The organism is Mucilaginibacter glaciei, assembly GCF_014773245.1.
Lineage (GTDB): Bacteria > Bacteroidota > Bacteroidia > Sphingobacteriales > Sphingobacteriaceae > Mucilaginibacter > Mucilaginibacter glaciei.
The window spans coordinates 155386-168406 of the sequence record NZ_JACWMX010000008.1 but is presented as its reverse complement, the minus strand read 5'-3'; the positions used below and the strand labels follow the sequence as shown (position 1 = coordinate 168406).

15 protein-coding genes are annotated in these 13021 nt (G+C 43.9%); 13 read left to right on the top strand and 2 right to left on the bottom strand.

Features of this window, described 5'->3' with window-relative positions; genetic code table 11:
* Nucleotides 1-3 precede the first annotated feature (3 nt).
* From hisD to IDJ76_RS17950, 8 genes are all read left to right on the top strand, one after another.
* Complete coding sequence (gene hisD, locus IDJ76_RS17985) at nucleotides 4-1299, top strand: histidinol dehydrogenase (protein WP_191165178.1); 1296 nt, start codon at nucleotides 4-6, stop codon at nucleotides 1297-1299.
* Nucleotides 1300-1442: 143 nt separating this feature from the next.
* Complete coding sequence (gene hisC, locus IDJ76_RS17980) at nucleotides 1443-2489, top strand: histidinol-phosphate transaminase (protein WP_191165176.1); 1047 nt, start codon at nucleotides 1443-1445, stop codon at nucleotides 2487-2489.
* Nucleotides 2489-3637: a bifunctional histidinol-phosphatase/imidazoleglycerol-phosphate dehydratase HisB gene (hisB, locus tag IDJ76_RS17975; protein WP_224746398.1), complete on the top strand. Its 1149-nt coding sequence runs from the start codon at nucleotides 2489-2491 to the stop codon at nucleotides 3635-3637. Before hisC ends, hisB begins: the two co-directional genes overlap by 1 nt.
* A gap of 78 nt (nucleotides 3638-3715) precedes the next feature.
* Complete coding sequence (gene hisH, locus IDJ76_RS17970; RefSeq protein ID WP_191165173.1) at nucleotides 3716-4306, top strand: imidazole glycerol phosphate synthase subunit HisH; 591 nt, start codon at nucleotides 3716-3718, stop codon at nucleotides 4304-4306.
* Between the two features lie 5 nt (nucleotides 4307-4311).
* Nucleotides 4312-5061, top strand: a complete 750-nt coding sequence (locus tag IDJ76_RS17965) for a 1-(5-phosphoribosyl)-5-[(5-phosphoribosylamino)methylideneamino]imidazole-4-carboxamide isomerase (protein WP_191165171.1) — start codon at nucleotides 4312-4314, stop codon at nucleotides 5059-5061.
* 123 nt (nucleotides 5062-5184) lie between these two features.
* Entirely contained in the window at nucleotides 5185-5940 is a 756-nt protein-coding gene (gene hisF / locus IDJ76_RS17960; RefSeq protein WP_191165169.1) for an imidazole glycerol phosphate synthase subunit HisF, read from the top strand.
* Nucleotides 5941-6038: 98 nt separating this feature from the next.
* Nucleotides 6039-6629, top strand: coding sequence for a bifunctional phosphoribosyl-AMP cyclohydrolase/phosphoribosyl-ATP diphosphatase HisIE (gene hisIE / locus IDJ76_RS17955; RefSeq protein WP_191165167.1), 591 nt, complete (start codon nucleotides 6039-6041; stop codon nucleotides 6627-6629).
* 56 nt (nucleotides 6630-6685) lie between these two features.
* The gene (locus IDJ76_RS17950; RefSeq protein WP_191165165.1) at nucleotides 6686-7591 is read left to right on the top strand and encodes a WD40 repeat domain-containing protein; all 906 of its coding nucleotides are present in this window, start codon (nucleotides 6686-6688) and stop codon (nucleotides 7589-7591) included.
* On the opposite strand, the gene IDJ76_RS17945 is transcribed toward IDJ76_RS17950, so the two are convergent.
* Both IDJ76_RS17945 and IDJ76_RS17940 read right to left on the bottom strand, forming a co-directional pair.
* A complete protein-coding gene (locus tag IDJ76_RS17945; protein WP_191165163.1) occupies nucleotides 7588-8349 on the bottom strand; it encodes a C40 family peptidase in 762 nt (253 codons plus the stop codon). The genes IDJ76_RS17950 and IDJ76_RS17945 overlap by 4 nt on opposite strands.
* A gap of 101 nt (nucleotides 8350-8450) precedes the next feature.
* On the bottom strand, nucleotides 8451-8804 hold the full coding sequence (locus IDJ76_RS17940) for a 4Fe-4S dicluster domain-containing protein (protein ID WP_191165161.1): 354 nt from the start codon (nucleotides 8802-8804) through the stop codon (nucleotides 8451-8453).
* A gap of 103 nt (nucleotides 8805-8907) precedes the next feature.
* On the opposite strand from IDJ76_RS17940, the gene IDJ76_RS17935 reads away from it, so the two are divergent.
* The 5 genes from IDJ76_RS17935 (at nucleotide 8908) to dnaJ (ending at nucleotide 12953) form a co-directional block, all read left to right on the top strand.
* Entirely contained in the window at nucleotides 8908-9933 is a 1026-nt protein-coding gene (locus IDJ76_RS17935; RefSeq protein ID WP_191165159.1) for an acyl-CoA reductase, read from the top strand.
* Between the two features lie 86 nt (nucleotides 9934-10019).
* Nucleotides 10020-10223 carry a fructose-6-phosphate aldolase gene (locus tag IDJ76_RS17930; RefSeq protein ID WP_191165158.1) on the top strand — a complete coding sequence of 68 codons (204 nt, stop codon included), beginning with the start codon at nucleotides 10020-10022 and terminating at the stop codon, nucleotides 10221-10223.
* Nucleotides 10224-10227: 4 nt separating this feature from the next.
* The gene (locus IDJ76_RS17925) at nucleotides 10228-10911 is read left to right on the top strand and encodes a cell division ATP-binding protein FtsE (protein WP_191165156.1); all 684 of its coding nucleotides are present in this window, start codon (nucleotides 10228-10230) and stop codon (nucleotides 10909-10911) included.
* A gap of 165 nt (nucleotides 10912-11076) precedes the next feature.
* Nucleotides 11077-11667 carry a nucleotide exchange factor GrpE gene (locus IDJ76_RS17920; RefSeq protein WP_224746397.1) on the top strand — a complete coding sequence of 197 codons (591 nt, stop codon included), beginning with the start codon at nucleotides 11077-11079 and terminating at the stop codon, nucleotides 11665-11667.
* Nucleotides 11668-11786: 119 nt separating this feature from the next.
* Nucleotides 11787-12953 (top strand): molecular chaperone DnaJ, encoded by a 1167-nt coding sequence (dnaJ, locus tag IDJ76_RS17915; RefSeq protein ID WP_191165153.1) that lies wholly within the window; start codon nucleotides 11787-11789, stop codon nucleotides 12951-12953.
* Nucleotides 12954-13021 lie beyond the last annotated feature (68 nt).

The window sequence follows — 13021 nt, the reverse complement described above, 5'->3', positions numbered from 1 at the left end:
CAAATGGAAATATTTAATTATTCGGACCTTTCAAAAGTAGATATCCAGAAACTGGTGCAGCGTAATGTTGACCCGGCTAACGAGATCCGTGCGTTGGTTGAGGATGTGATAGAAAACGTTAAACAACACGGCGACAGCGCCTTGCTGGATTATGCCACCAAGTTTGATAAAGTTGAACTGGAGAAGCTTTTTCTTAATAAGGAAGAGCTTACCAAGATCGCTTCGGCGGTGTTGCCGGAGCAGCAGGAAGCTTTGCAGATAGCTTATGCCAACATCTACAAATTCCACAAAGCACAGCTAAAACCCGAGGATAAGGTAGAAACCATGCCCGGCGTAACTTGCTGGCGCGAATTGAGGGCGATTGAAAAAGTTGGCCTTTACATTCCCGGCGGCACTGCTGTACTGCCATCCACCTTTTTGATGCTGGGTATCCCGGCACGTATAGCAGGCTGCGATGAAATTGTAGTTTGTTCGCCGCCGCAAAAGAACGGTAAGGTGAATGCCTTTATCGCCTATGTAGCTTTGATGCTGAATATTGACAAAGTCTATCTAGTTGGCGGTTCACAAGCCGTAGCCGCTATGGCCTACGGGACGGAAACGATCACTAAAGTTGATAAGATCTTTGGCCCGGGCAACCAATTTGTAACCAAGGCTAAAACCATTATCCAGTCGACCACTACAACTGCGATTGACATGCCTGCCGGGCCATCGGAAGTGTTGGTGATAGCCGACAGGACAGCCAAACCCGCTTATGTTGCGGCCGATCTACTGGCGCAGGCCGAGCACGGGATAGACAGCCAGTCGGTGTTGGTTTGCACATCTGAAAGCATCGCACAAGCCACGTTGGCCGAGGTGGATAAACAATTAGCTGTTCTGCCACGTGCCGAAATCGCCAGGCAGGCGTTGGATAATTCATACATCATCATCACAAATAATTTAGATGAGGCTATGGATTTTAGCAACCATTATGCGCCCGAGCATTTGATCCTGGCTACAGATAGCTGGCAAAAAATTACCGGTAGCATTAAAAATGCAGGTTCAGTTTTCCTGGGTAATTTAACACCGGAGAGCGCTGGCGACTACGCATCAGGCACTAATCATACCCTGCCTACCAGCAGTTACGCAAGGGCATATTCTGGTGTATCGGTAGATTCATTTGTGAAGAAAATCACCTTTCAGCACTTAACGGCCGAAGGGATTGAAAATATAGGTCCATCGGTAGAGATACTGGCAGACATGGAAGGCCTGCACGCGCACAGGAATGCGGTAAGTGTAAGAATGGCCAAACCGCAAAACTAACCACTGCGTCATCGCGAGGCACGAAGCAATCTCTACATAAGCAGGGCGGATTTGCGAATCGCCGACTTGTCCAATCTGGAGATTGCTTCGTTCCTCGCAATGACGCGATGGATATAACTGACTAATGAAAGAATACCAATACCATGTACGATATCAATAACCTGCTACGCAAAAATATTAAAAACCTAACCCCCTACTCCTCCGCGCGTGACGAGTATACAGGAGAGGCAAGCGTATTTTTAGATGCCAACGAGAATGCATTCGGCTCACCGTTGGATACGGCTTACAACCGTTACCCGGATCCGATGCAGTATAAGGTTAAAATACGCCTGAGCGAAATTAAAGGTGTACCTGCCCGTAACATATTTGTAGGCAATGGCAGCGACGAGGCTATCGATATTCTGTTTCGCAGCTTTTGCAACCCGGGGGTAGATAATGTCATTATCTGTCCGCCTACTTACGGTATGTACCAAGTATCGGCCAATATAAATGATTTAGAAGCGCGCAAAGTATTGCTGACAGAAGAGTATCAACTAAACCTGGAAGGCATTGCTGAGGCGATAGATGAGCGTACCAAACTGATCTTTATCTGCTCGCCCAATAATCCAACAGGCAATTCGCTCAACCGTGATGATATCGAAACCTTGCTGGCCAATTTTAACGGCATCATCGTAATTGATGAGGCTTACATCAATTTTAGCCGCCAAAAAACCTTTATACAGGAACTGACCGAATATGCCAACCTGGTTGTGATGCAAACCCTGTCTAAAGCCTGGGGGCTTGCGGGACTGCGTGTGGGCATGGCCTTCGCCAGCGAAGAGATTATTGAGGTAATGAACAAAGTAAAACCGCCGTACAATGTAAATGAGGCATCGCAGCAGTTGGCTTTAGAAGCTTTAAATAATGTGCAGCAAGTTAACGGCTGGATAAAAGAAACTTTAGATGAACGCGATAAGCTGGTACTCACTTTAAAAGAACTGCCTTTCGTTACAGATATTTACCCATCTGATGCCAACTTTATCCTCGTAAAAACTACCGATGCTAAAGGAATCTATAACTTTTTAGTGCAGCACGGTATCATCATCCGCGACCGCTCAAAAGTAGAGCTTTGCGAAGGTTGCCTGCGCATTACCATCGGTACGCCTCAGGAAAACAAAATACTGCTATCAACCTTACAGCAATACAAATAATGGATAAGCTGCAAAAAATACTTTTTATAGACCGCGACGGCACACTCATCAACGAAACCCCTGATGAACAGATAGACTCGTTCGCCAAACTGACATTTTATCCCGGCGCTTTACAATATCTGCCTAAAATTGCTGCCGAGCTGGATTATGAGTTGGTGATGGTAACTAATCAGGACGGTTTAGGCACATCGGTTTATCCGGAAGATACCTTTTACCCGGTTCATAACTTTGTGATCAAAACATTTGAAAATGAGGGTGTGCATTTTATAGATCAGGCTATTGACCGCACCTTCGCTAAAGACAACGCCCCTACCCGTAAACCCGCTACAGGCTTACTGACTAAATATTTAGACACTACCCAATATGATCTGGCGAATTCATTTACCATAGGCGACCGCAAGAACGATGTACTGTTAGCTAAGAACTTAGGCGCAAAAGCCATCTGGTTAAATAACAAATCGGGCCTGGGTGATAATGAATTTCAGCCTGAAGTTGATGCGGATATTGCGGGTGTTGTTGCCTTGCAAACCATTGAATGGAAAGCTATCTACGAGTTCCTGAAATTAGGCGAGCGGGTTATCGAGCATAGCCGCGTTACTAAAGAAACCGATATTTACATCAAACTAAACCTTGATGGTACGGGCGAATCGAAAATATCAACAGGGTTGAATTTCTTCGACCACATGCTGGATCAGATAGCCCGCCATGGTGGCATCGATTTGACGGTAACTGCTAAAGGCGACTTACATATCGATGAGCATCATACCATTGAAGATACCGGGATTGCCTTAGGCGAAGTATTCGCTACAGCATTGGGTAATAAAATGGGGATTGAGCGTTATGGTTTTTGCCTGCCTATGGATGATTGCCTGGCGCAGGTAGCCATTGATTTTGGCGGGCGTAACTGGATAGTTTGGGATGCAGAATTTAAACGGGAGAAAGTTGGCGATGTGCCAACAGAGATGTTTTATCACTTCTTTAAATCTTTCAGCGATGCTTCAAAAAGCAACCTGAACATTAAGGCAGAGGGACAGAACGAACATCACAAAATAGAAGCTATATTTAAGGCCTTTGCCAAAGCCATAAAAATGGCGGTAAAGCGGGACGTTAATAAAATGGTCTTACCAAGTACAAAAGGACTATTGTAGGGACAAAAGAAATCAAGATGCAGGAAGCAAGATTTTTCCTGACTATTGAACTCTTAATTCCTGCATCTCATAAAAAACATGATCGGAATAATACGATACGGCGCCGGGAACATCTTTTCACTCACTGCTACTTTAGAGCGGCTGGGTATTCCGTATGGGATGATCAATACCGAGGCAGATTTTGAACTGTACGACCGCTACATTATACCGGGTGTAGGCCACGCAGGTGCTGCTATGGACAAATTAGTAAATACAGGATTAGTACCTGCCATAAAAGCTCTTAATAAACCAACCTTAGGTATCTGTGTGGGCATGCAATTACTTACGTCGTACAGTGAAGAAGGTAATGCTGATCTATTAGATTTATTCCCTGTAAAAACCTTAAAATTCCCGCAAACTGCAAATTTCAAGGTTCCGCATACTGGCTGGAACCAGGTATTTGCCGAAAAAGAAAATCCTCTATTTAAGAGTATACCACTCGGATCACACTTTTACTTCGTACATTCATACTTTATTGAGTACGACCCATTATACACTTTATCATCAACAAGTTACATTAATAAATTTTCGGCATCAATTTGGCACGACAATTTTTACGGTGTTCAATTCCACCCCGAAAAGTCTGGCATTCATGGCGAAACGTTATTAAAAAACTTCTCAAAAATTTAACCCCGATGTATATAATCCCCGCTATAGATATTCTGAATAAAAAGGTTGTAAGGCTGCGCGAAGGCGATTATCAGCAGGTAACAGAGTATGATGTTACGTTAGAAGAGATGATAGAACGGTACCAATCTAACGGTACAAACTTCATCCACATCATTGACCTTAACGGCGCCAAAAACGATTTTAGTAACCAGCAATATCTTTTTGATGTAATCCGTAAAACAGACATGCAGGTGCAATATGGCGGTGGCATCCGCAGCATAGATAAGGTAAAAGAACTGATAGATTCGGGCGTTCACCGCGTTATCGTAGGTACCCAGGCGCTTACCAACCCGTCTTTTTTAGAAGACCTAAGCAAAGCCATCTGTGGCCGCGATAAATGTAGCGACCAGGTAGTGATAGCTATAGACGTGCTGGATGAAGTAATCAAATATTCAGGCTGGATGGAGAGCTCGCCTATCAAACTAATGGACTACGTAGATAAGTGTTTGGCATTAGGCTTTTTTCGTTTTCTTTGTACCGATATTAATAAGGACGGTAAGTTAGGTGGTGCAGGCGTGCAACTGTATGAAAAACTGCTGGATCATTCGCCATTCATCAAACTGATCGCTTCAGGCGGTGTAAGTTCAATGAAAGATATTGAGGAGTTGAATAAAATAAAGGTTGAATCGTGCGTCGTTGGCAAAGCTATCTATGAAAACCACATCAGCATCGAAGAAATTAAAAACTGGAATTTGGAAAGTTTGATGTCCATTTAAGTTAAAAACGCGCAGCGTTTTCTCCAACGCGTCATTGCGAGGTACAAAGCAATCTCAAAACTTTGCCTATCCGCCTTGACGATCAAGAGATTGCTTCGTACCTCGTAATGACCCTTCAATAATATGCTCGCAAAAAGAATCATACCCTGCCTTGATGTTAAAAACGGCCGCACTGTAAAGGGTGTGAACTTTGTTGACCTGCGCGATGCCGGCGACCCGGTAGAACTGGCCTGGAACTATTCGCAACAGGGTGCAGACGAATTGGTATTCTTAGATATTACCGCTACCGTAGAGAAAAGGAAAACACTGGTTGAGCTGGTAAAATCAGTAGCCCGGCAAATCAATATCCCGTTTACTATAGGCGGCGGTATTAACGAAATTGCTGATGCAGATGCGCTTTTAAACGCCGGTGCCGATAAAATTTCGATCAACTCAGCTGCGGTGCGTAACCCGGCTTTGATAGACGAACTGGCAAAAACCTTCGGCGTTCAGTTTGTGATCGTGGCTGTAGATACAAGGGTAATGGGCGATAAAAACATTGTCCATTTAAACGGGGGCCGCTTACCAACTGAGAAACAAACCTTAGACTGGATAAAAGAGGCTGAGAGCCGCGGTGCAGGGGAAATACTACTGACCTCCATGGATCACGACGGCACAAAAGTCGGTTTTGACAATGGCTTGCTAAAGAAAGTAAATGATGCGGTAAATATCCCGGTGATAGCATCCGGCGGCGCAGGTTCTGTACAGCACTTTGTTGATGTATTTAAGCATACCAATGTAGATGCCGCTTTAGCTGCATCAGTGTTTCACTATGGCGAAATACTAATACCCGATTTGAAGGGTATTTTAAAACAGAACAATATTGAGGTAAGGATATAGCCATTATCTCCCCGCGTCTTTGCGAGGGACGAAGCAATCTCCGGACTTTTCTGATGAGATTGCCACTCTATCGCTCGCAATGACATATATTTTAACTTATGAACATAGATTTCAACAAAACAGACGGCTTAGTGCCGGTTATTATACAAGACGAGCAAACGCTTGAGGTGCTGATGCTCGGTTATATGAACCGGGAGGCTTATGATAAAACGGTGCAGCAGAACATTGTAACTTTTTTTTCCCGCTCAAAAAATCGCTTATGGACCAAAGGCGAAACTAGCCAGAACTATCTGCATGTAAAGAGTATAGATATTGATTGCGATAATGATACCCTATTGATAAAAGTTAAAGCCGACGGCCCCACCTGCCATACAGGCTCACGCAACTGTTTCAAAACAGCTTACAATCAAAACTTTATACTGGCGCTGGAGCATATCATTGCCGACAGGTATGAGAACCCGCAGGAGGGATCATACGTGGATAAGTTACGCAAGAAGGGGCTTAACAAAATAGCCCAGAAAGTTGGCGAAGAAGGAGTAGAAACCGTGATAGCCGCCTTGGCCGAAACTGAAACCGACCTGATCAATGAGTCGTCAGACCTGGTTTTTCATTTATTGGTTTTATTGAGAGAAAAAGGCTTAAATCTGGAACAGATCGCTAAGAATTTAGAGGAAAGACATAAAAAATAAGCTTTTCAGCTAAAATTAGCTATCAAATTCTTTGCCGCTTAACGCAACTTATAAAGATGATCACTGTCAATAAAATTGCTGAACTTACCGGCCATAGCAACCCGATATTCACGGTGGAGCTTTCGCAAAAGCCGGGCATATTGTTTACCGGTGGCAACGACAAAGGGCTGGTAGAATGGAACCTGGCTGATAAGTCTTTTATCAAAGTAATGTTCCCGGTGCCTGCATCTATATACGCTATCCATTGCCCGGTTGCATACCCGCTGATGTTTGCAGGCCTGCGCAGCGGCGAAGTATTGGTTTTTAATTTTGCCGAGCAGAAGGTAACGCATCGGCTAAGGCAGCACATTAAACCCATTTTCGATATCAAGTCCTCTGCAAAAAAGGATGAGTTGCTGATCGCATCAGAGGATGGCACGGTATCGGTCTGGAGCTTAAAAAGTCTGGAACTGGTGCACAGTATTAAGGTCTCTGACGATACCGTGCGCTGTATCACCATCAACCCAACTGAAGACCGTGTAGCTTTTGGTTGCAGGGACGACAGAATTATCATTTACGACCTGGATGATTACAGCCCTGTAAAAGCACTGATAGGGCACACCATGGCGGTGTTTGCTTTGCAATACTCGCCTAACGGCGATTACCTTGTATCAGGCGCAAGGGATGCGCAAGTAAAGATCTGGGACAATAAAACCTACGCACTTATTCAAAATATACCGGCACATTTATTCGCCGTAAATCACATTGCCTTTCACCCTACCCAATCCTATTTTGCCACGGCGAGTATGGATAAAAGTATTAAAATTTGGGATAGCAATGATTTCAAACTACGTAAGATCATCAGTCGGGAAAAAGGATATGCAAGCCACGCCCTGTCTGTTAATAAAATGGCCTGGAATGGCGATCAACTCCTATCTGTAAGCGATGATAAAAAGGTAATTATTTGGGATGTCGCTTTCTAAAAATAACGCCTTATGCTGCGTAACTTGTGAGTGTAACGTTTTAATTCTTCAGAGTAAATTCCTTCGGTTTCTATTTTATCTATCTTAACCTTGCCTGATGCATGGATGATCTCGCCATTTCCTAATAAGATCCCAACATGCGTTATCTTCCCCTCATCGGCACCAAAAAATGCCAAATCGCCCAATTTAGTCTGGCTCAGGGCGTCTATCGCTGTACCTTCACGTGCCTGTAACGATGCATCCCTGCGCAGGTTGATACCCAATAATTTAAAGACGATCTGCGTGTAGCCCGAGCAATCGATACCAAAATGCGTACGGCCACCCCATAAATAAGGTACATTCAGGTAAGAGCGGGCAATATTGGTGATGTGCTCTTTTTCACCTATCTCGCCTATTATCTCAAATTTCTGGCTGCCAATATAACTTGTCGTGCCCTCCAAAAAAGCTAATGAACTGCCCGCCGGTAAATAGATCACGGTATTATCGGAAATTTTCCAGGCCTGCGTTACCGGTTTAAAAGTTAAAGGTGCGGGATACTGCACCAGGCGCTTGTAAGCCATGTGGCCTAAAGTTGTAAATTGAAGGCGATCTATCCAACCGCTATAGTTATCTGTTGCAGTGGTTATTTGAACCCACTTTTCCTTCCATTCTATTACCTCAAAGGCTTCGCCAAACAACAATTGCGAAACCTGTTCGCTTCTGTCACTTGGCTCTGCACGTAAGGGCACAACAGCAAGGTTACAAATTCCGTATTCCATAATTTAGTACCACTTATTACGCATGAGTGTGCATAAAGTTTCGTTTACAAAAAAGGGGAATACGATAACCGCATTCCCCTCTAAATTATCATATTTTTTGACTATTCGTTTATGTGCAGCCAATCTTTCTTGGCCAGCAGTTCTTCTTGAGTTTCGCGTACATCCTCGTCATCAACACAGCAATCTACCGGGCAAACCGCGGCACACTGTGGCTCGTCATGAAAGCCTACACACTCTGTACATTTATCAGGTACTATGTAGTAGATATCATCGCTTAAAGCAGCTTGGGTTTCTTCTGCATTTAAGGTATTACCATCGCCAAAATCAATAACTCCTTTTAAACCGGTACCGTCAGAGAATCTCCAACCCGCGCCGGCATCATAAATAGCATTATTGGGGCACTCTGGTTCGCAGGCTCCGCAGTTTATGCATTCATCGGTGATTATAATCGCCATATTGTTTAAATATTCTTATTTTCTGATTTAACTTTGCCCGCCATTGCAGGGGATGCAAATATAACAAAAAAAGATTTCAAGGGTTTACCCGCTTAACATATATATGTCAAAATTAGATATTACAACCGCTATAAACACTTTTGCTGAGTTAGGTGAACAGTTAGCCTCGCCCGATGCGCAACTGATGAACCTGATAGCGTCTGAAAGGCAGTACAACGCCTGGTTTACCCCCGAAAGTGTTTTGAGGGCAGTAATCGCCACCGGTAAAATGTTAAACCCTACCGATTTAGAACAATGGCTAAACCGGTACAATCTAAAAAACGGCGAAAGTAAAAAAGTAGGCTTGGTACTGGCCGGCAACATCCCGCTGGTAGGCTTTCATGATGTACTGTGTGTAATGCTAACCGGCAACCACGCGCTGATCAAAGCATCATCGCAAGACTCCAGGCTGATCAAATATGTATTAAGCAAACTGGTAGATTTGCAAACGAGCTATAAAGAGCAGTTTAGCTTTGTTGAACGGCTGGAATGCTTTGAAGCCATTATCGCTACCGGCAGCAATAACACCTCGCGCTATTTCGAATACTATTTTGGTAAAGTGCCCAATATTATCCGCAAAAACCGCAACAGTATAGCTTTATTAACCGGCAATGAGTCTGCCGAAGACCTTTTTAACCTGGGCCACGATATTTTTGATTATTACGGCCTGGGCTGCCGTAACGTATCTAAGCTATTAGTGCCCGGAGGTTATGATTTCAACTTCTTTTTTGAGTCTATAGAGGCGCATTCCGACATTATCAACCACCATAAATACAATAACAATTACGATTATAACAAATCTATTTACCTGGTAAACGGCGATAAGCATTTGGATAACGGCTTTTTACTGGTTAAGCAGGATGATCGACTGGTATCACCATTGGCCGTATTATTTTATGACACTTACACCACCCTGCCATCGGCTCAGCAAATGTTAGCCGGGCAAAGCGAACAATTGCAATGCGTTGTTACAAAAGCAGATATCCAACTACCTAACCAAATTGTAGGTTTCGGCCAAAGCCAGCACCCGCAATTATGGGATTATGCCGACGGCGTTGACACCATGCAGTTCTTGTGTGCCTTAAGCTAAAAGCGAATAGAAGAAAGCTGAAAGCTTATCCCGTCAATGTCAGCTAAAAACGATAAATTTGGAACTTAAAGGTTCTAGCTTATAAAATGTATATTATAAAAGTAAAAGGCGTTGCCAAAATACCCGACTATGTACAGCTAAGAGACGATAAGTTTACACTGCTGGCTTATTTCAGGGTAGACAGGCCTGAGAAATCATTAGATAAGATCGGCCTTAAAGATAAGCACGATTATATTATGGGGGTGGTTAAAGACCTTCCCTTTGGTAAAATATTAAAATTAGACCTATAAGAAAATGATAGGAAACTCTATTATAAAATTAAATAACATTGATGTTTTTCAGCAAAAGCACCTGGTGTTGTCAAACGTTAATTTACACATTGATAAAGGCGATTTTGTTTGGCTTATCGGCCAAACAGGATCAGGCAAAAGTAGTTTGCTGAAAATCATCTACGGCGACCTGCATGTGGCAAGCGGCACCGGCCATGCCTGTGGTTATGAATTAAGTAAATTAACAGGTAAGGATGTACCTTACCTGCGCCGTAAACTGGGTATTGTTTTTCAGGATTTTCAATTACTTACGGACCGTACGGTTGAGCAAAACCTGCAATTTGTTTTACGCGCTACAGGCTGGGATGATAAGCAACAAATCAGCGACCGGATACTGGATGTTTTAGAAAAAGTCGGCCTGCGTTCTAAACTCAAAAAAATGCCTCATGAGCTTTCGGGCGGTGAGCAGCAACGTGTAGTTGTAGCTCGTGCGCTTTTAAATAATCCCGAGATCATACTGGCCGATGAGCCAACGGGCAACCTTGACCCCGATACATCTGAAGAGATCGTATTACTGCTCAAGCAGATCAGCCAGTCGGGTACCGCCGTATTGATCGCCACGCATGATTATCATATCATCCGCACCTTCCCTTCTCGCATTATTAAATGCGAGAATGGTAAAGTGTTAGAGGATGTGCAGATAGCGTAGCCCGCGTTATTTGTTAATGGTAAATTAGTTAGTTGAGGCGGCCTTATGTCGCGAGTACTAACACTTTTAACACAATACCAGATAACAAGTCACAAACAACAAAACTTAACTGACAGCTTGTCGGGTTTATCCCGATGGCAGGATACTTGATTAGCAATACTCGCTATGAATTTTAATGACATGTTAAAGAAAAAGAAGAAGGAAGATTCAGAGAATCCTGAAAACACCGCTGAAATGGCAAACGAAAACGGACAGACTGACGGTCAGGAACAAGCCCAGCAAATAGAGCAGGCCGAACCTGAGATATCTTTGGAAGAAAAGCATAAAGAAGAGTTAACACAAGCAAATGATAAGTTTTTACGCTTATATGCAGAGTTTGACAATTTCCGCCGTCGCACTATTAAAGAGCGTGAGGATGCCCGCAAAACTGAAGGTAAAGATGTTATCGTTGCCTTATTGCCGGTATTGGATGATTTTGAACGCGCTATCCGCTCTATGGAAAATGCAACTGATATTGTTGCCGTGAAAGAAGGTGTTGCATTGATCCAGAACAAGATGAAAAACATCCTGGCACAAAAAGGCCTGAAGGAAATGCAATCGATAGGTACTCCTTTTGATGCCGACCTGCACGAAGCCATTACCAACATCCCTGCCCCAACAGACGATTTGAAGGGAAAAGTAATTGATGAAATGGAAAAAGGGTACGAACTTAATGAGAAAGTGATCCGCTTTGCTAAGGTAATTGTTGGAGCGTAAAGTTGATGTCGGATTTTCGATTTCGGATTGATTAAATCCAAAATTAAAAATCGATTGATCGAGTTGCAAAAAAGTAAAATTCCGAAATCGAAATTTCGAAATCCGAAATAATTAAAGATATGGCTAAGAGAGATTATTACGATGTGCTTGGCGTTAGCAAAGGTGCCGATGCTGACGAAGTAAAAAAAGCGTACCGTAAAATGGCTATCAAATATCACCCGGATAAAAACGAGGGTGATAAAGAGGCCGAAGAAAAGTTTAAGGAAGCTGCCGAAGCTTACGAAGTACTGAGCTCGCCCGAAAAACGCCAGCGGTACGATCAGTTTGGCCATGCTGCCAATGCGTCATCGCCAAATGGTGGTGGTTACGGCGGCGGCAGTATGAATATGGACGACATATTTAGCCAGTTTGGTGACATTTTTGGCGGAGGCGGCTCACCGTTTGAAGGCTTCTTCGGCGGTGGCGGCAGGCAAGGTGGCGATGGCCGCCGTGTAGCCCGTGGCAGCAACCTGCGTATTAAAGTAAGGCTAACCATTGAAGAAATTGCCAACGGCGCCGAAAAGAAGATCAAGGTAAATAAACAGATCCTGTGTAAAACCTGTGATGGCACGGGCGCAAAAGATAAATCGTCTTTCCAAACCTGTAAAACGTGTGCTGGCCAGGGTTCTGTACGCAGGGTAACCAATACAATTTTGGGCCAGATGCAAACTACCAGCACCTGCCCTACCTGTAACGGAGAAGGATCGACTATTACGGCTAAATGTAACGTTTGCCATGGCGAAGGTGTTACACGCGGAGAAGAAACCATTACTATCAACGTACCTGCAGGTGTAAGTGAAGGCATGCAATTGAGCATGAGTGGCAAAGGTAACGCTGCACCGCGCGGTGGTATGCCCGGCGACCTGATCATCCTGATAGAAGAGATCCCGCACGAAACTTTAAAACGCGACGGTAATAATGTGATTTATGACCTGCACGTAAACTTTGTTGACGCAACCTTGGGTACCAGTATAGAAGTGCCCACCATTGATGGCAAAGCTAAGATAAAAATTGAGCCGGGTACGCAAGGTGGTAAAATACTGCGTTTAAAGGGCAAAGGCGTACCGGAGGTAAACTCTTATCACCGCGGCGACCAGCTGATCCACATCAACATTTGGACACCAAAGGCACTAAGCCGCGAAGAACGCGACATTTTAGAAAAACTGCAAAGCTCACCAAACTTTAAACCCAACCCGGGCAAGAACGAGAAAAGTTTCTTTGAACGGATGAAGGAATATTTCGAGTAAGGAATAGACGAAAAGTCGGATGACCGAAAGATAATAGGAAGCCCCGAATCAGTTATGATTTGGGGCTT